Annotated in this window: 16 protein-coding genes; 10 read left to right on the top strand and 6 right to left on the bottom strand. The window is 61.8% G+C overall.

Features of this window, described 5'->3' with window-relative positions; genetic code table 11:
• Positions 1–178: 178 nt before the first annotated feature.
• Positions 179–1,444, top strand: coding sequence for a tetratricopeptide repeat protein (locus ACVOLR_RS17920; RefSeq protein ID WP_481537634.1), 1,266 nt, complete (start codon positions 179–181; stop codon positions 1,442–1,444).
• A 20-nt stretch (positions 1,445–1,464) separates the two neighbouring features.
• On the opposite strand, the gene ACVOLR_RS17915 is transcribed toward ACVOLR_RS17920, so the two are convergent.
• Positions 1,465–2,913, bottom strand: coding sequence for a rhomboid family intramembrane serine protease (locus ACVOLR_RS17915; protein WP_481537633.1), 1,449 nt, complete (start codon positions 2,911–2,913; stop codon positions 1,465–1,467).
• A 103-nt stretch (positions 2,914–3,016) separates the two neighbouring features.
• Between ACVOLR_RS17915 and greB the strand changes: the two genes are divergently transcribed.
• Positions 3,017–3,517: a transcription elongation factor GreB gene (greB, locus tag ACVOLR_RS17910; RefSeq protein WP_481537632.1), complete on the top strand. Its 501-nt coding sequence runs from the start codon at positions 3,017–3,019 to the stop codon at positions 3,515–3,517.
• Here the strand turns inward: greB and ACVOLR_RS17905 are convergent.
• Positions 3,504–4,343 carry a DUF3025 domain-containing protein gene (locus ACVOLR_RS17905; RefSeq protein WP_481537631.1) on the bottom strand — a complete coding sequence of 280 codons (840 nt, stop codon included), beginning with the start codon at positions 4,341–4,343 and terminating at the stop codon, positions 3,504–3,506. The two genes, greB and ACVOLR_RS17905, sit on opposite strands and share 14 nt — an antisense overlap.
• Entirely contained in the window at positions 4,340–5,701 is a 1,362-nt protein-coding gene (rimO, locus tag ACVOLR_RS17900) for a 30S ribosomal protein S12 methylthiotransferase RimO (RefSeq protein WP_481537630.1), read from the bottom strand. The genes ACVOLR_RS17905 and rimO overlap by 4 nt, the downstream gene beginning before the upstream one ends.
• 315 nt (positions 5,702–6,016) lie before the next feature.
• Here rimO and ACVOLR_RS17895 point away from each other — a divergent pair, with 315 nt between their 5' ends.
• The 3 genes from ACVOLR_RS17895 to ACVOLR_RS17885 are packed head-to-tail and all read left to right on the top strand — an operon-like array spanning position 6,017 to position 7,294.
• A complete protein-coding gene (locus ACVOLR_RS17895; protein ID WP_481537629.1) occupies positions 6,017–6,676 on the top strand; it encodes a dienelactone hydrolase family protein in 660 nt (219 codons plus the stop codon).
• Entirely contained in the window at positions 6,673–7,095 is a 423-nt protein-coding gene (locus tag ACVOLR_RS17890) for an HIT family protein (RefSeq protein ID WP_481537628.1), read from the top strand. Before ACVOLR_RS17895 ends, ACVOLR_RS17890 begins: the two co-directional genes overlap by 4 nt.
• 31 nt (positions 7,096–7,126) lie before the next feature.
• Positions 7,127–7,294 carry a LiaI-LiaF-like domain-containing protein gene (locus ACVOLR_RS17885; RefSeq protein ID WP_170183049.1) on the top strand — a complete coding sequence of 56 codons (168 nt, stop codon included), beginning with the start codon at positions 7,127–7,129 and terminating at the stop codon, positions 7,292–7,294.
• Positions 7,295–7,366: 72 nt separating this feature from the next.
• Here the strand turns inward: ACVOLR_RS17885 and dcd are convergent, their stop codons facing one another.
• Together dcd and apbC are read right to left on the bottom strand one after the other, a co-directional pair.
• Positions 7,367–7,939 carry a dCTP deaminase gene (dcd, locus tag ACVOLR_RS17880; protein ID WP_481531679.1) on the bottom strand — a complete coding sequence of 191 codons (573 nt, stop codon included), beginning with the start codon at positions 7,937–7,939 and terminating at the stop codon, positions 7,367–7,369.
• 180 nt (positions 7,940–8,119) lie between these two features.
• Positions 8,120–8,962: an iron-sulfur cluster carrier protein ApbC gene (gene apbC, locus ACVOLR_RS17875; RefSeq protein WP_481537636.1), complete on the bottom strand. Its 843-nt coding sequence runs from the start codon at positions 8,960–8,962 to the stop codon at positions 8,120–8,122.
• A gap of 714 nt (positions 8,963–9,676) precedes the next feature.
• Here apbC and ACVOLR_RS17870 point away from each other — a divergent pair.
• The 3 genes from ACVOLR_RS17870 (at position 9,677) to ACVOLR_RS17860 (ending at position 15,567) form a co-directional block, all read left to right on the top strand.
• Positions 9,677–12,496: a TonB-dependent receptor plug domain-containing protein gene (locus ACVOLR_RS17870; protein ID WP_481537627.1), complete on the top strand. Its 2,820-nt coding sequence runs from the start codon at positions 9,677–9,679 to the stop codon at positions 12,494–12,496.
• A 91-nt stretch (positions 12,497–12,587) separates the two neighbouring features.
• On the top strand, positions 12,588–14,591 hold the full coding sequence (locus ACVOLR_RS17865) for an alpha/beta hydrolase family protein (RefSeq protein ID WP_481537626.1): 2,004 nt from the start codon (positions 12,588–12,590) through the stop codon (positions 14,589–14,591).
• A gap of 151 nt (positions 14,592–14,742) precedes the next feature.
• Positions 14,743–15,567: a tetratricopeptide repeat protein gene (locus ACVOLR_RS17860; RefSeq protein WP_481537625.1), complete on the top strand. Its 825-nt coding sequence runs from the start codon at positions 14,743–14,745 to the stop codon at positions 15,565–15,567.
• Between the two features lie 27 nt (positions 15,568–15,594).
• Here ACVOLR_RS17860 and ACVOLR_RS17855 read toward each other — a convergent pair whose 3' ends face one another.
• Entirely contained in the window at positions 15,595–17,202 is a 1,608-nt protein-coding gene (locus ACVOLR_RS17855) for a phytoene desaturase family protein (protein WP_481537624.1), read from the bottom strand.
• A 169-nt stretch (positions 17,203–17,371) separates the two neighbouring features.
• On the opposite strand from ACVOLR_RS17855, the gene ACVOLR_RS17850 reads away from it, so the two are divergent.
• Positions 17,372–19,471, top strand: a complete 2,100-nt coding sequence (locus ACVOLR_RS17850) for a M13 family metallopeptidase (protein WP_481537635.1) — start codon at positions 17,372–17,374, stop codon at positions 19,469–19,471.
• A 281-nt stretch (positions 19,472–19,752) separates the two neighbouring features.
• Complete coding sequence (locus tag ACVOLR_RS17845; protein WP_481537623.1) at positions 19,753–21,762, top strand: M13 family metallopeptidase; 2,010 nt, start codon at positions 19,753–19,755, stop codon at positions 21,760–21,762.
• Positions 21,763–21,901: the final 139 nt, after the last annotated feature.

The following is a 21,901-nucleotide window of genomic DNA, read 5'->3' as shown; positions in this document are numbered from 1 at the left end:
CGTCCCAATTATCATCCAATATCCTCCGGGGGCTTCTTCCCTGGTTTTAGTTTGGCCGTCTTCGTGTTCTTCCATCCCGCGCCCTTGCCGGGGGCCGCCCCACTACCGCACTGTCCGTCCCATTGCCGCCCTGCCACCGCAGCAGCCACAATCAGCCCCTGACTCTCAGGGGAATGTCATGGATGACCGCAAGCGCACGGTAAGCGCACAACACCCAATACCGTTCTGGCAACGACTGCCTGCGATCACGCTCTATCCTGTGCGTGGTCCGGCACTGTATTCGCTGATCGCACTCACGCTATGCACCTTGCTGACCTGGCTTCCAGCCATTGGCTGGCTGCTTGGCATCGTCATCTGGGTGGGAATCTACCGCTACGCCTTTGAGATCCTGCGCGAAACCGCCAACGGCCGCATGACCTCGCCAGAAAACACCCTCAGCAGCAGTGACGGCACCGTCATCAGGCTGCTGGCGCTGATGATCTTGATGGGCATCTTCGTGGTGACGGTGGCAATCTTCACCGGCCCGGTGATCGGCCTGCTGACACTCGGCGCAGTGGTCCTGCTGCAGCCCGGCTGCGTGATCTCGCTGGCGATGGATGGCAGCCTGCGCCACGCTGCCAATCCAGCCACCTCGATCACCATCGCCTTGCGCATCGGCTGGCCCTATCTGGCCGCCTTCCTGCTGCTGTTCGTCATCCAGGCCAGCGCCTTGACTGCTGGCCAATGGCTGCACACCTTCATGCCACCCGTCGTCGGTGAGCTGGTGCTCAACTTCTTCAGCATCTGGGGTCTGTTCACTACCTTCCACCTGCTCGGCTACCTGGTTTACCAGTACCACGAGGCGCTGGGCTTCGAGCCGGAAGGTGCATACAACGCATTGTCGCGCCATGACCCGGACCAGAAATTGCTTGATGAAGCCGAACACTTCGTACGCGAAGGACAACCGGATGCCGCCCTGGATGCGCTGCGCGGCTCGGTGCGTTCGCGCGCGGTCAGCCTGCCGGTGCATGAGCTGTATCAACGCCTGCTACGCCGCAAAGGCGCGTCGGACGCATTGCGTGACCATGCCCGCCAGTACATCAACCGCCTGCTGATCGAAAAACAGGACCGTGACGCGATGAACGTGCTGCGCGACATGCTCGAGGTCGATCCGGATTTCACCCCGGCCGAGCCACAACAGGCTGCACAGCTTGCAGAACGAGCGCGTCTGGGCGGCCAGCTGCAACTGCAGATGGATACCCTGCGGGCAATGTTCAAGGCGTGGCCGCGTGAGCCAGAGGCACCGCAGTGGGCGTTGCAGGCCGCTTTGCTGCTGGGCGAGCGTTACAACCGCGACGCCGAAGCCCTTCAACTCATCAACGAGGCATTGCAACGCTGCGAAGACGACGAGCAACGTCGCAAGCTCGAGGCAGCCAAGGCTGCATTGCAGGTCAGCCCGGTCTGAAAGCGACTGCGGCAGGACGCTTAGTCGTTCTCCAACAGGAACCGAGCCTTGCCAGCTTGCGGCGTGGCTGCAAAACGCTGCTGCAGCAACTCCAGCAAGCGCCTGCGTTGCTCCTGCGCGTGGGCCTCGCCATGTAGCAAGGCCAACCGCAACCAACCCTGCGCCTGCATCTCAGGAGACAATTGAATGGACTGCTCCCACACGGCTTCAGCCTCCTGCAGCCAGCCGGCCTTGAGGCAGCGCTCGAACGCGGGCTGCGCAAGTTCGGCGACACCGCCATCGGCTAGCAGCTGTTTCACGATGCCCTGCTGCGCGGCCAGAGCGGCCGCATCATCCGCACCCAGCCGCAATACATCGGCAGCGCGCGCCCGCATCTCGGCGATCTTGCCGGCATTGGCTGCCACCCGATAGCGCGCCAACGCAATATCCAGCCGTTGTGGTTGTTCTGCCGCCAACTCACTCAACACGCGCTCAGCAGCTGCATTCTCCAGGCGCCCCATGTAGTACTGAGCCTGCTCCCAGCGCTGATCGCTGACCGACGCTTCGGTGTCGTCAGCCATATAGTCTTCGCGGGTTTGCCTGGTCAACACCAGCACGCCACCCAGCAGCGCACCGCAGATCAGACCGCCGGCGTGCGCGTCGAAGCCAATCCCAGCTTCATCATTGGTCAGCAGGTTGAACACTTCCCACCCCAACCACAGCGGCAACAGCCAGATCGCCGGCGCGCGCACGTAGTCGAAGATCACCCCGAACCAGTAGAAGAAGCGCACCGGACGCATACCCCATACCACGCAGAACGCTCCCATCACCGCTGCGATTGCACCGGATGCGCCGAGCCCGCCACCGACTTCGCCCCAGCGCCACAACACGCTGGCGACGCTGGAGCCCACCGCCCCCAGCAGATAGAGGCCCAGAAAACGCCAGCCACCGAGCGCGCCTTCCAGCAGCAAGCCCAACACCACCAGAAACAGCATGTTGCCCAGCAGGTGCATCACGCTGCCGTGCAGGAACGCGGCCGACAGCAATCGCCGCGGCGACCATTCCGAACTGCGCAGGATATGGCGCAAGGTGAATACCTGATCCAGCTGCGTTTGGTACTCGCGCCGCAGCGGCGCCCACGCGGCCTGCTGGTCTTCCGACTCAAACAAGCTTCCGTTCTGCAGCGCCTGCTGGAACGCGACATCACTCAAGGTCGCCATGCCAACATAGCCACCTTGCTGCTCTGCAGGAACAGATTCCAACTCAGCCAACGCATCGCCGCGTTCGCTCAAGCGCAGATGTTTCTCGTAGGCAGGCAGTTCGTATTCCGCCAGCCCTGACTGCTGGTACCAGACCTGTGCTGCCTGCACCTTCTGTTCATCGTCAGTCTGCCAGGCGAAGAACACGTAGACGTTGATCAGCACCAGCAACACGGTTACCAGGGGCAGCGTGCTCAGGTTGAGCGGTTTGTGCAGCGGCAGGATCAACATCGACCGGACTTCCTTGTCAGAGTACGAGCAGCTTCAGCTATGGATTGGCCTTGTGCAAGCCAGCCCGGCTACCATGCCCGCAACCACGCACTACATGACCGCAATGAGCCGTTGGCGTCCCCCTGCAGAAAAAAGTACCGCCCTGATCACCGCGCAAGGCCATGCCCGGCTCAAGGCCGAGCTGGACGAACTGTGGCGGCAGCGTCGCCCGGAAGTGGTCAAGGCGCTGGCAGCCGCAGCCGCCGAAGGGGATCGCTCGGAGAACGCCGAGTACACCTACCGCAAGAAGCAGCTGGGTGAGATCGACCGCCGCGTGCGTTACCTGAGCAAACGACTGGAAGCCCTGCGCGTGGTCGACACCACGCCCAGCGATCCGGAAGCGGTGTTCTTCGGCGCGACGGTTGAGCTGGAGAACATCGATTCCGGCCAGACCGTTATCTACCGGATCGTCGGCCCCGATGAGACCGACGCGCCGGCCGGCTGCATCAGCATCGACTCACCACTGGCACGGGCATTGCTGAAAAAGCGCATCGACGACGAGTTCGCAGTGGAGCTGCCCAGCGGGTTGACCCGCTTCGCCATTATCGACGTCAGCTACGGCTGACGTTGAGCGGCGCCGGATAGACGCGTCCTTCGCGTAGCGGACGGAAATACTCGGTCAGTTGATAGAAGGCAGCGTCTTGGGACGCGTGCCAGCCGGGAATGCCGGCTAGCGGCAACGGCCGTAGTTCGGCGGGGTCCGTTAGTAAACTGGCGTCTTCGATTGCTGCAGCCACTGCGGTAAAGCAGGCCACGTCGTCATCGCCAACGACGACCAAGCACTTGCCAACCAGCAGCCGCTCGGGCAGCAAAGCCTGCTCCATCAGCGCATGGCCAACTAGCGCGCAGACTGCGATGTCACCTTCGCGCCATTGCGCCGGTTTGAACAGCGCCGACCAATCGTGCCGGTCCCATGCCGACAGCAGGCGCGCATCGCGAACACGCATGATCACTCCGGTTTCATCGAACTGGGTCAATGCGGCCTGCGCGCGATTGCGCTGGCTTGGCCCCATCGCTGCGATATGCCGGCACTGCTGCGCATTGAGCGCCTGCTTGATCGCAGGGTAGCGCGCCCACACCAGCGCGTTGAACAGGTCGTGCCAGTTCTGCTCGCGCGTGGCGATGCCACCCTGTGCAATGCGCTGTTCGTAGTGCAGGCCGTCGCCAAGCAGGACATCATCCTGAGCAACGAATTGCTTTCCCTGCACTGGCAACTGCGCATTGAGTACATCGGTGCCCGGCCAATCGGCAGCACGCAGCAACGCGGCAAAATCGCCGAAATCCGCGAACAGCGGATGGTCAAAAACGCACAGATCAACCTGCCCGCGCAACGGCGCTACAAAACGACGCCGGCCAGTGCCGGCATCGTCTGCGGCAGGTGCTGCGGTCACAGCACCTTGATATCGAACGCTGCGGCCTTGGTATCGATCAGGGCGTCGCCGAATAGATCGTGTTCATCGCTGTCGGTGATCTCAACGTTGACGAAGTCGCCGACGCGCAGCTTGGCCTCAACAGCATTCTGGATATGCACCAGACCATCGATTTCCGGCGCATCGGCCTTGGAGCGAGCCACAGCGATGCCGTCTTCGATGCCATCGACCAGGCACTGTTGCACGCTGCCGATCTTGGCTTCGAGCTTGGCAGCGGAAATGGCCGCCTGCTTTTCCATGAAACGGGCCAGACGCTCCTGCTTCACTTCTTCCGGCACCGGATCCGGCAACTGGTTGGCCGTTGCACCTTCCACCGGCGAATAGGCGAAGGCGCCGACGCGGTCGAGCTGAGCGGTATCGAGGAAGTCCAGCAGCTGCTCGAACTCGGCATCGGTTTCGCCCGGGAAGCCGACAATGAAGGTCGAACGCACTGTGATGTCCGGCGCGATCTCGCGCCAGCGCAGCACGCGCTCCAAAGTCTTCTCGACCGCACCAGGACGCTTCATCAGCTTGAGGATGCGCGGGCTTGCGTGCTGGAACGGGATGTCCAGGTACGGCAGGATCTTGCCCTCGGCCATCAACGGCACCACGTCATCGACGTGCGGGTACGGATAGACATAGTGCAGACGGGTCCAGGCATCGAGCTCGGACAGGCCTTCGCACAGCGCCTTCATTCGCGTGGCGTACTCCTTGCCGCGCCAGGTGCCCGGCGCGTACTTGCGGTCCACGCCATAGGCCGAGGTGTCCTGCGACACCACCAGCAGCTCGCGCACGCCGCCCTTGACCAGACGCTCGGCCTCGCGCAGCACCTCATCAACCGGACGCGACACCAGATCGCCACGCATCGAAGGAATGATGCAGAAGCTGCAGCGGTGGTTGCAGCCTTCGGAAATCTTCAGGTACGCGTAGTGACGCGGGGTCAGCTTGATGCCGTAGTCCGGTACCAGATCGACGAACGGATCGTGCTTGGGCGGCAGCGCGGCATGCACCGCTTTCATCACCGTGGTGTAGTCCTGCGGACCGGACACCGACAGCACGTCCGGGTAATGCTCGCGGATCATGTCGCCTTTCTTGCCCAGGCAGCCGGTGACGATGACCTTGCCGTTCTCGTTCATCGCCTCGCCAATCGCATCCAGCGATTCGGCCACGGCCGAGTCGATGAAACCGCAGGTATTGACCACTACCACATCGGCCGAATCGTAGGACGGCACGATGCTATAGCCCTCCACCCGCAGCTGGGTGAGGATGCGCTCGGAATCGACTAGGGCTTTCGGGCAGCCAAGGCTGACGAAGCCGACTTTGGGGTTCAGCTGGGACATGATCTGGAAATCCTGGGGCCGGGCCGGGATGGCAGCGAGGCCGGAAAGCCGGGCAGTATACCGGGCCTGCGCGGCCTCGCCCTGCGGCTGGCTTAATACGTGAGAGAGCTGATAATCAGTCTCATTGCGACAGTGCCGAACTATCGCGGCAATGCCTTGCTTAAGCCCCTCTCCCGCCTGCGGGAGAGGGGTTGGGGTGAGGGGAAGCTTCTAGCAAGCAGACCTCACGCTCTAAAAACTCCCCCCATCCGCCCTTCGGGCACCTTCCCCCGCAAGCGGGAGAAGGGAGCCAACCCAACACCTTGGAGCCTCCCCATGCCCAACTGGATCACCCTCCCCACCCCACTCGGCCCCATCCGCGCCTGGCAGGCTCTGCCTTCCAGCACGCCGCGTGCCGGCCTGGTGGTCATACAGGAAATCTTCGGCGCCAACGCGCACATCCGCCATGTGGCCGAGCAGTACGCCGCCGAAGGCTATGCGGTATTGGCACCGTCCTTCTTCGACCTGATCGAACCGGACCTGCAACTGGACTACGACGCTGCCGGTGTCAGCCGCGGCAAAGCGCTGGTCGACGAGCTGGGCGTGGATCGCGCGGTAACCGTGGTCGAAACCGCCGCAGAGGCATTGGCGCCATACGGCAAGGTCGGCACGGTCGGCTATTGCTGGGGCGGCACCATCGCCATGTTGGCTGCGCAACGACTGGGTCTGCCCTCGGCCAGCTACTACGGCGCGCGCAACGTGCCGTTCCTGGATACAGCGTTCAAAGCCCCGGCGATCTTCCACTTTGGCGACCAGGACGCCTCGATCCCAGCCGCTGCCGTTGCAGCGCACCGTGAAAAGCAACCCGACTTGCCTGTATATGTCTATCCAGCCGACCACGCCTTCAACCGCGAGGTCGGCATGCACTACCACCCAGCCAGCGCCGATCTGGCGCGCGAACGCACCTTGGCCTTCTTCAGCGAGAACCTGCGATGACCGAAGTTGTGACGTCCGATTTCGTACTTGATACCCGCCTTGCCGCCGACAGCGTATTGATCGCCGACGGCCCCCTGTCGCAGATCCGCCTGATGAACGACGACCGCTTCCCGTGGGTCGTGCTGGTGCCGCGTGTGCCGAACGCCAGCGAGTGGATCGATCTGGATGGCGCCCAACAGCGCCTGCTGCTGGCCGAGATCAACCAGATCTCCCAGCATCTCAAGCACAAGCCGAATGTCAGCAAGATCAACATCGGCGCGCTGGGCAACATCGTGCGCCAGCTGCATGTACACCTGATTGGCCGCAACGAGAACGACGCTGCCTGGCCGGGCCCGGTCTGGGGCAGCGGCAAGGCACAGCGCTTTGACCCGGAGGTGCTGGCCCAACGTGTCGAAATCTGGCGCCAGCGGCTACGATAAGCACCTTCCCCCTTACGGACTCCGCAAGCCGATGCGCTCCAATCTGATCGCCGCACTGATCCTGATCATCGTTGGCCTGTTCTTCCTGGCCAAGAACCTCGGCTGGATCAACGGCAACATCGGCACCATGCTCGCCACCTGGTGGCCGGCCATCTTGGTAGCCGTCGGCATCGGCATGTTGTTTGGGCGCGGCAAATAAGCCGCTCCGCCGGATCCTGCATAAAGAAAAAGGCGCCTGACGGCGCCTTTTTCATTTCAGCCCAGGCCGCACTCAGGTGCGCGGCAGGGTAACGCCGGTCTGGCCCTGGTACTTGCCGCCGCGATCCTTGTACGAGGTCTCGCAGACGTCGTCCTTGTCGGCTTGGAAGAACAGCATCTGTGCCACACCTTCGTTGGCATAGATGCGTGCCGGCAACGGCGTGGTGTTGGAGAACTCCAGGGTCACGTGGCCTTCCCACTCCGGCTCCAGCGGGGTGACGTTGACGATGATGCCGCAGCGCGCATAGGTGCTCTTGCCCAGGCACACCACCAGGGTGTCGCGCGGGATGCGGAAGAACTCCACCGTGCGTGCCAGCGCGAACGAATTGGGCGGGATGATGCACTCATCGGCCTCGATGTCGACAAAGCTCTTCGGGTCGAAGTGCTTGGGGTCGACAATGGTCGAGTTGATGTTGGTGAACACCTTGAACTCACGCGAGCAACGCACGTCGTAGCCATAGCTGGAGGTGCCGTAACTGACGATGCGCTGGCCGTCCACCTGCTTGACCTGGCCGGCTTCGTACGGCGCGATCATGCCGTGCTGTTCGGACATTTGGCGGATCCAACGGTCGCTCTTGATGCTCATTCAATGGTCCTGTTCACGTTGTGCCGCAGCATGCCTGCGGCCGGGGGTGGTCGATTCTAGCCTAGAGCCGGCCAGGGGCCGGCAAACAATCGCCCACCAGCCAGTTCCGCGCACTCCATCTATATGAGAAAGGCCCGCAGAACGGGCCTTTCCTACGATCAGCTCTAGCTGCCACCCGGCTCAGATCAGCGAGGACAGGATCGGGATACTGGCGCGCGGGCGCTTGGCCAATTCCTCCGCCATGCGCTGCGCCGCTGCCATATAGGCCTTGGCCGCCGCCGACTCGGGCTGTGCAACCACGATGGGCGCACCCACATCGCCTTGCTCGCGGATACAGATATCCAGCGGCAGCGAGCCCAGCAACGGCACCCCGTACTGCTCGGCCATGCGCTGGCCACCGCCCTCGCCGAACAGATGCTCGACGTGGCCACAGTTTCTACAGGTATGCACGGCCATGTTCTCGATGATGCCGAGCACAGGAACCTCGACCTTTTCGAACATATTCAATGCCTTGCGCGCATCCAACGTGGCGATATCCTGCGGCGTGGTGACGATCACCGCCCCAGCCACCGGGATCTTCTGCGACAGCGTCAGCTGGATATCACCGGTACCCGGCGGCAGATCGATCAGCAGGAAGTCCAGGTCACCCCACAGCGTGTCGTTGAACAGCTGGGTCAACGCGGAGGTGGCCATCGGCCCACGCCAGATCATCGGTGAGTCCGGCTCGATGAGGAACCCAATCGACATCGCCTCGACCCCGAACGCCCGCAGCGGCTCGATCGACTTGTTGTCCGGGCTCTCCGGCCGCCCGCTCAGAGCAAGCATGGCCGGCACGCTGGGCCCGTAGATATCGGCATCCAACACACCGACCTTGGCACCCAGCTGTTTCAGCGCCAGGGCAAGGTTAACTGCGGTGGTGGACTTGCCTACCCCGCCTTTACCCGAGCCAACCGCAATGACATTGCGGATACGCGGATGGGGGGAAAGCCCCTTCTGCACCTTGTGGGCACCGCCCAGCGAAATCGACCGACTCACTTGCAACCTCTGCTTTTTTCCAGAGGCGAACTATAACGCGCTCACACAACAGCCGACCCGCGCAAACACGTCGAGCCACCCGCTCGATAGGCGGATGAAAGCGGCGAGCACCTTCGATGCCCCCTGAGCGTGACCGCGAGGCCACGCTACCGCGCCAGCACCATCTGCCCGACCTCCCACTTCTCAACGATCGAGCTACACCGGGTCGCTGATGCAGGATGGAGCTAGCCCCATGATCCGCAGGAACCGCCGTAAACCACTGCCACTGTGGCAAGCACGTTCGTCATGCCCATGCGCGGCCCGCTGGTCCGCGGCCGACCGTTTCGGCAACAGTTTTCCCGTCAAGCAAGCTGCGCAGAACGACAGCCATACGCACCCGGATGCCATTCGATTTGATCCTGAATAGTCCCGCCGATCAGCCCGCCAAGGCTGGCGTTAGCGTGGACGCTATTGCGCGATTCTTGCTGGCTATTTGCGCTGACAGCCAAACTTATTTGCCGAACATGGCTTTTTCATGTGCCGCAATGAGTGTTTGTGACCTTGACGTGAACAGTTGACGCAAAAGGTTAACCATGTGTTAATCAAATTACATCGGCACTGTAACGATTGCATCTGTAACAAAACACGCAATTCCAAGGCTGCCTGACCACGTCGCCGATCAGGGGGGGGGCAGGTTTTGGATTCTTCTCCAAGGGGATACAAATGACATATCGGAACTCGCTCAGCCGCAATCCACTGAGCTATGCATTGGCCTCCGCGCTAGCGCTCGCCGCTTCCGCACCGGTTTTTGCGCAGGAAGCTGCTGAACAAACCACAGCCGCTGCTGGATCGGCGCCAACTCAGCTGGACAGGGTTACCATCACCGGCTCGCGCATCAAACGCGCCGAGGTCGAAGGCCCGGCTCCTGTAACCGTGATCACATCTTCCCAGATCGAACGCGAGGGTTTCACCACCGTTTTCGATGCATTGAACACGCTGACCCAAGCCAGCGGCTCCACGCAGAACGAGATTTTCCAAGGCGGTTTCACGCCCAACGCCAGTGTCATCAATCTTCGCGGCCTTGGTCCAGGGCGTACCCTTTTGCTGATCAACGGCCGCCGTGCCGCTGACTATCCGTTGCCTTATAACGGACAGAGCAACTTTGCCAACTTCGGCAACATCCCGGCCGCTGCTGTTGATCGCATCGAATTGCTGGCCGGTGGTGCATCTGCCATTTACGGCTCCGACGCCGTTGCCGGCGTGGTCAACATCGTCCTCAAAACCAATTTCGAAGGAGACCTGTTCAAGATCAAGGGCTCCACCACCACCGACGGCGGGCGTGATCGCGCTGACCTTCAGTGGATCGGCGGAAAAACTGGCGATAAGTGGGGGATCACCTACGCGGTCGAGTATTTCAATTCCGAACCGCTTTATGCCTACCAGCGTGACTTCATGGATTCATCGCTGGACAACCCTTTGGCACCGAATTTCGTTGGCATCCAGCCTACTGGCACGATGCGCGTGCGCGATCGCACCAAGAGTGCCAACAGCTATATCGCTCCGCCTCCGGGTGCGTGCGAACAGCTCGGCGATGAATGGGTCCGTCACGACTACAAATCGGCCAGCGCAAACGGTACGATCACCAATCTTGGCCAAGCTTGCGGTACCTACAAGGACCCCGCTTACCAGACCATCAGCAATGGCAATAACGATATCTCCGGATACGTCTACGGCACCTTTGATTTCGACAACGGCATGCAAGGCTGGGCCAGCTTGCAGAGCTATTGGTCGCGCGCCAAGTACGGCGGCGGCACCCAGTTCTGGGGCGGCACGTCCGTTGGCGCTCTCTGGTACGACCGTGAGCTTGGCACGATCGTCGATGCACAGCGCGTCTTCACACCACAGGAAGTTGGCGGTGTCGACAAGTTGCTCAGCAACAACGATGAAAAGTCCTACGATTTCGCCGTGGGCCTGAAAGGCAATTTTGGAGAGCGTTTCGACTGGGATGCAACACTGTCCCGCGCAGAGTACCGCATCAAGGTTGAAGCTCCTCGCCTGATCGGTTCAAAGATTAATGATTGGTTCCTGGGCCCGCGCCTGGGCACTCAGAATGGCTACGCGATCTACGACCTGAACGAAGATCGCTATTACAGCGCGCTGACGCCAGAGCAGTTCGCGTCGATGAGCACGATCATCAAGACTAGCGCAAAGTCGTTCGTGAACCAGGGCAACTTCGTAGTGTCTGGCGACCTGTTCGAGCTGCCAGCTGGCCCTCTCGGCTTCGCTGGCGTAGTGGAAGCTTCGCAGCAGGAATACACCCTGAAGGAAGATCCCCGCATTCTGCCGGATTACACCGGAACGGATCGCCCTTACAACCGTACCGGTACCGGTGGCGGTGGCGAGCGTAACCGCTATGCAGCTGGCGTTGAGCTGTCGATTCCTATTTTCGACAGCCTCAAGGCAAGCCTGGCAGGCCGTATGGACAAGTACGATGACGCCACCTCGGTGGATGATGCTCGCACCTGGAACGCAGGCCTCGAATGGCGTCCGTTCTCCAGCCTGCTTGTGCGCGGCTCCTACGCCACCAGCTTCCGCGCACCGGACATGCACTATGTCTTCGCCGAGCGCAGTGGTTCATATAGTGCGGTCCTCGACGTACGTCGTTGCCTTGAGAGCGGCCGCGTCGCAGCACAATGCACCAGTTCAGACACCACCACCAACTACACGGCATTCGGAGTCCGCCAGGGCACCAAGAACCTTACTGAGGAAACCGGTAAGTCTTGGACCGCTGGCTTTGTATGGGACATCATCGATGGCCTATCGATCAGCGCTGACTACTACCATATCGAGTTGGAAGACGTGGTCTCGGACATCACGTCCGCGTACATTCTGGACGGTGAAGCAGGTTGCATCACCGGCAAGACCCGCAATGGCCAACCATTTACACTTGGCGCACCCGGCTCTGCCTTCTGCAACGACATGCTTTCCCGCGTCACGCGTCTGAGCGCCCCCGGTACCCCAAATGATGGACAGATCACGGAGATCCGCCGTGGCCCGATCAATCGTGCGGTCATGGGCACCAAGGGCGTTGATGCAACTTTGGACTACAAGCTGAACACCGACCGCATGGGTGATTTCCGCGTTCAGCTGAACTGGTCGCACACCTTGGGCCAGACCTCCGCGCAGTTCAAGACTGACCCTGTTCTGGACTACCGCGATGATCTCGGAAATTTCGATTTCCGCAGCCGCATTCGTGCTACCGGTACTTGGCAGCGTGATGACTGGCAGGCCGCATTGTTCATGGTCCGCTACGGTAGCTTGCCGAACTGGCAGGAAACTGGTCGTATCGCCCCATACTTCGTGTGGAACGGAAGCATCGGCAAGAAAATCACCGAGAAAGCTCAGCTGAACTTCTACGTCAACAATATCTTCGACAAACATCACCCGAGGGACGACGGTTTCAACACCTATCCGTACTTCTGGCGCGCCTATGACGCAGTGGGACGCGAGATCGCAGTTGAGTACCAGTACCGGTTCCGTTGATTGAGCATGTGATCCAAGCAGAATGGCCCGGGCACGCCCGGGCCATTCTGTTGATGACCTAGCGTTCCGATATCTGACAAGGAAATCCCCGATGAAATCATGCCTGGCAGCAGCCATCCTGCTTGCGCTTTCCGTTCCGGCATCCTCCGCGGCGCCAACGGCCGTCGTCCCGTCCATTCGCGACTTCGTCTCGCACTCCGCCTACGGCACGGCCAAGATCTCACCGGATGGCCGCTACATAGCCATAACCGTGGATCGTGGTGAGCAGGACGTGCTCACCGTACTGAGAACTTCCGATCTCAAGATCGTGAAGGTCAATCAGCTCCCCGACCAGAAGAGCGTTGGCAGTTTCTATTGGACCAGTCCCGAGCGCCTGATGTTCAACGCCGTGAAGAAGATGGGCGGATACGCAGCACCCTTCTCAACCGGCGAATGGTTTGCCGTTAACGCAGACGGCTCGCAGCCCAGGCCACTTATCTTCTACGGCACCCGTGATGCCACGCAGCGCGGAAAAACCGTAGGTTCGGAGCGCTTCAGCCTGCTCGACACGCTGAAGAATGACGACCAGAACGTCATCATGCAGGTGACAAGCCCGCGCTCCTCCGAAGGCGTAGGCACCGAAGTCGTGCGCATGGACACACTGAGCGGGCGCCGCACTAGCCTGGCGCGCGCACCGAAAGAGAACTGCAACATCACGCTGGATGCCGCCAAGGAACCGCAGTTCGCGATCTGCTCCACCAGCAAGGGCGAAGACGGCGAGTACGACGAGCGCACCGAGCTCTACCGCCGTGATGCCGGCAACTGGGCCCTGATCAATGCATCCAAGTCGGATGGCAATCACCTGGACATCGTGCGCTCCACCCCGGACGGCAAGATCTACGCGACCCGGGATGATGGGCGTCTACCAGCTGCGGTGGGAACCCTGAACCCGACAACGGGAGACTTCACCGTCCTGCATCAGGATCCGGTTGCCGAGGTCTCCGACATGATCTGGTCAACGGATGACACGACATTGATCGGCGTGGTGACCGAGGCGGGCGCACCCAAGGTCTCCCTCCTCAATGAGGACCATCCGGATGCCGAGCTCTACGCATCCCTGGCAAACGCCTTCGAGGGGCAGATGGTGGATTTCTCCAATGCCACCGCCGATGGCAAGAAGATCATTGTCAACGTCTACAGCGACACGAATCCCTCAGAGCTCTACCTGTTCGATCGCGACTCCGGCAAGGCACGCTTTCTCATGAAACAGCGACCACAGCTGGCGTCTGCCCAGCTTGCCTCGGTCAAGCCATTCTCGTTCACCTCCCGCGACGGTAAGCTCATCCATGCGTACCTGACGCTCCCGCATGGTAGCAATGAAAAAAATCTGCCGTTGATCGTCAATCCGCATGGCGGTCCAATCGGGCCACGCGACAACTGGGGCTTCAATCCGGAAGCGCAGCTGTTTGCCAGCCGCGGTTACGCCACCTTGCAGATCAATTACCGCGGCTCCGGTGGCTACGGCAAGGCATTCCAGGATGCGGGCCACCAGCAATGGAGCCAGGGGATCCAGAACGACATCCTCGACGCGACGCACTGGGTTATCAACAACGGATACGCCAACAAGGACCGAATCTGCATCTACGGTGGCAGTTTCGGGGGCTATTCCTCACTGATGGCACCGATCAGGGAGCCGGGCCTCTTCCAGTGCACGTTCGGCTACGTGGGTGTCTACGACATCGATATGATGTTCAAGAAGGGCGACATCCCTGAGCGTGAATCCGGCCAGCGTTTCCTGCGCCGCACGCATGGCACCGACTCGAAGCTTTGGGCCGAAAGCTCGCCTGCTCGCCGGGCCGGCGAGGTGAAGATTCCCGTTTATCTCGCTGCAGGTGCACGCGACGTGCGCACGCCTCCGGAACAGACAGAGTTGATGAACAGGGCCCTGATCGCGGCTGGCAACAAGCCCGAAGGCCTGATCATCCAGTCAGGTGAAATGCATGGCTTCTACGGCGAGGATGCCCGCGTGAATCTCTACACGGAGATGCTTGGCTTCTTCCAACGCCACATCGGCGACGGAAAGGTCAACGTTGGCGAGCCAACCACCGCAAAGTAACCCCGAAGTCACATCCTCGTCCGAAGCTCGTCTTTGCAAGGGAGCAACGGGGGATATCCCCCGTTGCTATGCCAATGACTTTCGACCATTCCAAGGCAAACCCTTCTTCGTTGACCATGCAGCCATGGCACGGATAGCACAAGGACACACGATGATGCGCAAACATACTTTCGCCCGGACCTTGCTTTTGCTGGCGCTATCCAGCACCTGGCCCGTGATTGCAGCCAACCAGGCAGTGGGCACGCAACCAGACGATCCAACAAAAGATCAACTGATGATCACCGCGGGGTTCCTCAACGGACATCCCGATCTTCGCTTCCGCCTGCTTGGCCTTGAGAAGCACAAGGCAGGTGACCTGGAGAAAGCCTTTCGTTTCTTCCAGAACGCTGCCTTTTACGGCGACAAGCCATCACAAGGCATGGTCGCCGAAATGCTGTGGACCGGCACGGGCACTGTCCGCGACCGCGCCCTGGCATATGCCTGGATGGACCTTGCAGCTGAACGCGGCTACGAGGGCTTCGCCGGTCTGCGAGAACGGTACTGGGCAGAGCTTCCAGAGGAGGAGCGCGCGCGCGCGTTGACCCTGGGTCAGGACGTCTATGCCCGGTACGGTGATGCCGCAGCTCTGCCGCGTATTGCCAGCAAGCTCCGAAGGGAGCGCAGGAGCCTGACCGGCAGCAGGACCGGCTTTACCGGCAACGTGCGCATCATCATCCCCACCGCCACCGGCAGCACCGAGATCGATGGATCGAAGTTCTATGACGAACGCTACTGGGACCCGATCAAGTACCAGGCATGGCAGGATTCGGTGTGGATGAAACCCCGCATTGCGACGGTAAACGTAGGCACCGTCGAGCAGGCTTCAGAAGCCCCGCAATCCACGCGCATACCAACCGTCGAACCACTCCGGGATGTACCGGAGCCAGTCGCCGGTGACGAGATGCCGCAGGTTGAAGGCAGCAGCACCAAGCCCTGACTTGAGATGACGGGGACCTCGCCCGCATCAGTGGCCAAGGTCCCCCATGATCACCCGCGCAGCATTATGCCCTGGCGCACCGGTAACGCCTCCACCCGGATGGGTGCCCGACCCGCACAGGTAGAGGCCAAGGACCGCGCCTCGATAGTTGGCCTGCCCCAACATCGGCCGCGCACTAAATAACTGGTTCAAGCTCAGCGCGCCGTGGAAGATATCGCCACCAATCAAGCCAAATGTCCGCTCAAGATCCAACGGACTCATGATCTGCCGGCCCAGTACTGAAGCAGCAAATCCCGGCGCATGTTTATCGACAGTTGCGATCATCAGATCCGCGACTTCTTCGCGGTGATCATCCCAGCTGCGTCCACCGGGTAACTGTGGGGCAACGTGCTGGCAGAACAGGCTGGCAACGTGCTGTCCCGGCGGTGCGAGTGAATCATCCAGCGTACTGGGGATCAGCATCTCGACTATCGGCTCGCGTGACCAACCATATTGGCGTGCATCCAGATAGGCGCGATCCATGTAATCCAGGCTCGGTGCGATGATGATGCCGGCGGTCAGGTGATCGCCCTGCCCCGGCAGCACGCTGAACTCAGGCAACTGCGACAGCGCCACGTTCATGCGGAAGGTTCCAGAACCGCAGCGCCAGTTGGCCATGCGCTCCAAGGTGGCCGCCGGCACATCGGCAGGATCGAATAGACGCTCGTAGAGCAGCTTCGGATTTACGTTAGCAACGATGGCCTTGCCACGCAGCAGCTCGCCATTCGCCAGTACGACACCTACCGCGCGCCCCTGCTCGACCAGTACTTTGTTTACTGCTGCATCAGTACGAATTTCAACACCAGCTTCGACCGCAGCACGCGCCATCGCCTGGGTGATCGCCCCCATGCCACCGATCGCATGCCCCCAGGCACCTTTGACACCATTGCTTTCGCCAAACACGTGATGCAACAACACGTAGGCAGTGCCCGGCGCATAGGGGCTGGCGTAATTGCCGACGATGCCATCGAAGCCAAACAGGGCTTTGATCGGTGCGCTCTCAAACCAACGATCCAGGTATTCAGCGGCGGAGATGGTGAACAGGTCCATCAATTCCTGTTGCAACCCTGGGTCCAGACGCTGCAGCTGTCTGCCGAGTTGCCCAGCCTTCCATAACTCAGGTAATGCGCGCAGCCAACTGGTACCGCTGATATTGGGCGGTGCCTGCAGTGCCTGCGCACGCAGCACGTCGGCGAAAATCTCCAGCCGCTGCTCGTACTCAGGCAAGCGTGCTGCATCGCGCGCGGAAAAGCGCGCCACCTGCCCGGCGGTGCGCCCAGCCCCGGCCAACAGATACTCACCGTCGCCCAGCGGCAGGAAGTTGTTGAGCTTGCGCGAGACCACCCGCAGGCCATGCCGTTCCAGCTCCAGCTCGGCAATCACCTTGGGCTGCAGCAAGGACACCGTATAAGAGGCCACCGAGTTTCGGAACCCGGGATGGAACTCCTCGGTGACCGCGGCACCTCCCACTACCGCACGCCGCTCCAGTACCAATACGCGCTTGCCGGCTTTGGCCAGATAGGCCGCACACACCAGGCCGTTATGGCCGCCGCCGATCAGGATCGCGTCCCACTGATTGCTGGATGTCTTGGTCATTGCTGCTGTATAGCATCGGTCAGTCGCCGCCGCCCATAGGAATACTCCAGCCCTGACCCATTACCTTCTACACCCCTTCCTCATCGGTTTCAGGCGTATCTTCCTGCTTCGGCCCCGGACTCCGTGGCCTCACTCATGCTTTGAAACCGGCCCGGAGGCCTTTCCCGTGATCGTTCGCAAACCCCAGATTCTCCTGCTGTCGCTGGCCGTCGCCGCCGTGCTGACCGGTTGCCCCAAGCAGGAAGAGCAGTCCCCGCCAGCAGCCACCGCCGCTGCGCCGGCCGCCGCCAATGAGCTGAAGCTGGACGAGTCCAAGTTGCCGGCCTACAACGCCTTCACCGCCGCCGACCTGGATGCCAGCAAGGACGCGTGTACCGATTTCAACAGCTACGTGAACGAAAAGTGGCTCAACGCCAACGAGATTCCGGCTGACCGCACCAGCTGGGGCGCCTTCACCATCCTCGACGAGCGCTCGGTTGCCGTGCAGCACCAGCTGGCCGAGCAGGCCGCGGCGATGAAGAATGCAACCGGTATCGAGAAGATCGTCGGCGATTTCTGGGCCGCCGGCATGGACGAAGCCAAGATCAACAGCCTGGGCATCACCCCGCTGAAGGCGGACCTGGCTGCGATTGACGGCCTGCAGGACACCGCCGCGCTGGCCAACTACCTGCGCAGCACCGCTGCCAAGGGCGAAAACTTCCTGTTCGGCTTCGGCCCGGAAGCGGACTTCAAGAACTCGTCCATGAACATGGCCTACGCCAGCCAGGGCGGCCTGGGCCTGCCGGATACCACGTACTACACCGACGCCAGCAAGGCCGACAAGCTCAACGCCTACAAGGCCCACGTGGCCAAGGTGCTGGAGCTGAGCGGCGTGGCCGCAGCCGATGCCGCCAAGCAGGCCGAGGAAGTGGTCAAATTTGAGACCCGCCTGGCCAAGGCCTCCAAGTCCAGCGTCGAACTGTCGCGCGACGTCTCGCTGTACTACAACCCGGTCAGCGTGGCCGATGCCGACAAGCTGACCCCGAACTTCAGCTGGACCTCGTTCTTCCAGGCGCAGGGCATTGCCGCGCCGGAGAAGTTCTCGCTGGCGATGCCTGCCTTCCACGCGGAAGTGAGCAAGATGCTGGCCGACACTGACCCGGCAGCTTGGCGCGCTTACCTGCGCTTCCACACCGTGGACGGCGCCGCACCGTACCTGAGCAATGAGTTCGTGCAGGAGAACTACGCGTTCTACGGCAAGGAACTGAACGGCCAGAAGGAAATCAAGCCGCGTTGGAAGCAGGTCCTGGGCACCATTGAAAACGATGCTGGCGATGCTTTCGGCCAGATGTACGTCAAGGTCGCCTTCTCGCCCGAATCCAAGGCCAAGATGGAAGAACTGGTCAAGAACCTGGCCGGTGCGCTGAAGGATCGCATCCAGAACCTGACCTGGATGAGCGACGAAACCAAGGCCAAGGCCATCGCCAAGTGGGAAACCTTCACCCCGAAGATCGGCTACCCGGACAAGTGGCGTGACTGGAGCGGCCTGAGCACCACCCACGATGACTACCTGGGCAACGTCCGCGCTGCCAACGCCTTCAACTACAAGTGGGCGCTGAACAAGATCGGCCAGCCGGTCGACAAGACCGAGTGGGGCATGACCCCGCAGACGGTGAACGCCTACTACAACCCGCTGCAGAACGAGATCGTGTTCCCGGCCGCCATCCTGCAGCCGCCGTTCTTCGACGTGAACGCCGACGACGCGCTGAACTACGGTGGTATCGGTGCCGTGATCGGCCACGAAATGACCCACGGTTACGACGACCAGGGCAGCCGCTTCGGCCCGACCGGCAACTTCGAGAACTGGTGGACGCCGGCTGACGCCAAGGGCTTTGAAGGCCTGACCGGCAAGCTGGTCAAGCAGTTCAACGAGTACAAGGTGGGCGACCAGCAGGTCAATGGCACGCTGACCCTGGGCGAGAACATCGCCGACCTGGGCGGCCTGGCCACGGCTTATGACGCCCTGCAGAAGGCTTCGGCCGGCAAGGAAGACGCAAAGGTTGATGGCTTCAGCCGCGACCAGCGCTTCTTCTTCAACTGGGCCACCGTGTGGCGCACCAAGTACACCGCCGAGAACGCCAAGGTCCGCCTGGCCACCGACTCGCACGCCCCGGCTCAGTTCCGCGCCATGGGTGCGCCGTCGAACCTGCCGACCTTCGCCGCTGCATTCCAGTGCAAGGCCGGCTCGCCGATGGTCCGCACCGGCGACAAGCAGGTAGTGATCTGGTAATCGCTGCCCTGCAGTGAGACCCGAAGAAGGCCCGGCACCGCCGGGCCTTCTTCGTTTTTGTAGGAGCGGCGTAAGCCGCGAAGCCGACCAAGCCCAAAGCGCCGGGAGTCAATGCAATCCAGTCAATACCAGCCGCATCATCTGCCGTGGCTTCGCGGCTTACGCCGCTCCTACAACCATCAGCTTTGATGCAGTACCCAATTCCGTGCCCTGCCCCGGCACCATTCCGCCGCCAGCTTGTTAAACTCCGCCCACTTTGTCCTTCTGCGGATATGCACCACATGCCCAACGTTCGCCCACTTACCCTGGCCCTGACCTTCTCCCTGGTGACCATGCTGTCCGCCAACGATGCGCAGGCCGCCCGCAAGAAGCCTGCGGCTCGGGCACCGGCAGTGAGCGCGGCCTGTACGGACTTCTACGAAACCACCAACGGCAACTGGCTCAAGGCCAACCCGGTGCCGCAGACCGGCGCGGTCAGCGCCCTCGGCACGCTGGCGGACAACACCCGCACTCAGCAGCGTCAGTTGCTGGAGCGTTCGATGACCGCCCCGCAGGGCAATGTGCAGAAGCTGCTCGGCGATTTCTGGGCCAGCGGCCTGGATGAAGCCGCCGTCGAAGCCGACGGCTCCAAGCCGATCGCACCGCTGCTGACCCGCATCAATGCCATCAAGAAGGCCAAGGACATCCCGGCCTCGATCGCCGCACTGCATCAGGTCGGCATCCCGGTGGCGTTCAACTTCGCCCCGGACGTGGACCTGAAGGCGCTGGACCGCCACATCGGTTACTTCATGCAGGGCGGCACCGGCCTGCCGGACCCGGCGTTCTACACCCGCACCGATGCCGACACCGTCGCACTGATGGGCCGCTACCGCGGCTATGTGAAGCAGATCCTGGCGCTGACCGGCACCCCGGCCGCGCAGCTTGATGCCGAATCGGCGCTGGTCATCCAGCTGGAAACCGAACTGGCACGCAGCGCGCACTCGGTCGCCGACATCAACAACCCGTTCAACAACTACGCACCGGTCTCCACCAAGGACCTCAACAGCCGCTACCGCAACCTGCAGCTGGATGCCTTCCTGAAGGCACAGGGCGTGAACGACGACCTGGTGTCGCTGGCCGACCCGACGCTGTTCCAGCAGCTCAACGGCATGGTCAGCCGTCTGCCAGCCAACCAGTGGAAGGCCTACCTGCGCTGGCGCGTGGGCGACTCGATGGCGCCGTACCTGTCCAAGGCCTACCGCGACGCCGAGTTTGAATTCCGTGGCCGTGTGCTGCGCGGCCAGACCATCGCGCCGTCGCGCCCGGACGCCGTGCTTGACGCCATCAACGTGGCCGCCGGCCCAATGCTGGGTCACGAATACGCAAACACCTATCTCAACCGTGATACCCGCCGTCAGGCCGGTGTAATGGTCGACCAAATCCGCGAAGCACAGATCGCCGCGGTCAAGCGCAGCAGCTGGCTCAGCGCCGAGGCCAAGACCGAAGCCGAAGCCAAGCTGGCCGCGATGAAGATCGAGATCGGCACCCCGTTGCGCGATCTGGACTACACCGTGCAGCCGATGGGCCGTGGCAGCTTCGGCGGCAACATCCTGATCGCTTCCACCTGGCGCCACGCCCAGGAAATGAAGCGCATCGGCAAGGGCAACGCCGACCGTCGCTGGGACGTGCTGCCGCAGCAACCGTCGATCGCCTACGACATCGCCCAGAACCGTTTGATCGTTACTGCCGCCGCACTGCAGGGCCCGATCTTTGCCGGCAACGCCAGCACCGCTGAGAAGTTTGGCGCCTTCGGTGGCTTGGTCGCGCATGAAGTCAGCCGCGCCATCGACGTCAAAGGCGCCATGATCGACGCCAAGGGCGAGCTGCGCAGCTGGTGGACGCCGGCCGACAAGAGCGCCTGGACGCTGCTCGGCAACCGTGTCGCCGTGCAGTACAGCGCCTACCCGTTCCCGGGCGTCAAGGATGCCAAGGTCAACGGCGAGCTGACCCGCGACGAGAACATGGCTGATCTGTCGGGCATGGAAATCGCGCTTGAGGCTTTCAATGCCGCCCAGTCCGATGCCAAGCCGGCTGACAAGCAGGACTTCTTCAAGGGCTGGACCAGCCTGTGGGCACAGCAGCTGTCGCCGAACGAAGCCGTGCAGCGTCTGAGCACCGACGTGCGCGCCCCGGGCCGCTGGCGCAGCAATGCACCGCTGTCCAACCTGCCGGAGTTTGGTGCCAGCTTCAGCTGCAAGCCGGGCCAGCCGATGCAGCGTACCGACGCCGAGCAGATCAAGATCTGGCGTTGATACGGAATTGAAGCAAGCAAAAAGGCGCGGATTCCGCGCCTTTTTGCGTTTGAGCTGTTGTAGAGCCGAGCCCTGCGAGCCTGCGGCTTTTATAATTGCGCCAATGCCGCCCATGGCGCGGCCCAACAAAGGTTTGGCG

The organism is Stenotrophomonas sp. STEN030, assembly GCF_056759995.1.
This window is presented reverse-complemented; position numbering and strand designations above follow the sequence as displayed.

Bases quoted from the DNA above. Each gene is read 5' to 3' on its own strand.
- ACVOLR_RS17920 (WP_481537634.1), top strand. From the start codon at position 179: ATGGATGACCGCAAGCGCACGGTAAGCGCACAACACCCAATACCGTTC.
- ACVOLR_RS17915 (WP_481537633.1), bottom strand. From the start codon at position 2,913: ATGTTGATCCTGCCGCTGCACAAACCGCTCAACCTGAGCACGCTGCCC.
- greB (WP_481537632.1), top strand. From the start codon at position 3,017: ATGAGCCGTTGGCGTCCCCCTGCAGAAAAAAGTACCGCCCTGATCACC.
- rimO (WP_481537630.1), bottom strand. From the start codon at position 5,701: ATGTCCCAGCTGAACCCCAAAGTCGGCTTCGTCAGCCTTGGCTGCCCG.
- ACVOLR_RS17895 (WP_481537629.1), top strand. From the start codon at position 6,017: ATGCCCAACTGGATCACCCTCCCCACCCCACTCGGCCCCATCCGCGCC.
- ACVOLR_RS17890 (WP_481537628.1), top strand. From the start codon at position 6,673: ATGACCGAAGTTGTGACGTCCGATTTCGTACTTGATACCCGCCTTGCC.
- ACVOLR_RS17885 (WP_170183049.1), top strand. From the start codon at position 7,127: ATGCGCTCCAATCTGATCGCCGCACTGATCCTGATCATCGTTGGCCTG.
- dcd (WP_481531679.1), bottom strand. From the start codon at position 7,939: ATGAGCATCAAGAGCGACCGTTGGATCCGCCAAATGTCCGAACAGCAC.
- ACVOLR_RS17870 (WP_481537627.1), top strand. From the start codon at position 9,677: ATGACATATCGGAACTCGCTCAGCCGCAATCCACTGAGCTATGCATTG.
- ACVOLR_RS17865 (WP_481537626.1), top strand. From the start codon at position 12,588: ATGAAATCATGCCTGGCAGCAGCCATCCTGCTTGCGCTTTCCGTTCCG.
- ACVOLR_RS17860 (WP_481537625.1), top strand. From the start codon at position 14,743: ATGATGCGCAAACATACTTTCGCCCGGACCTTGCTTTTGCTGGCGCTA.
- ACVOLR_RS17855 (WP_481537624.1), bottom strand. From the start codon at position 17,202: ATGACCAAGACATCCAGCAATCAGTGGGACGCGATCCTGATCGGCGGC.
- ACVOLR_RS17845 (WP_481537623.1), top strand. From the start codon at position 19,753: ATGCCCAACGTTCGCCCACTTACCCTGGCCCTGACCTTCTCCCTGGTG.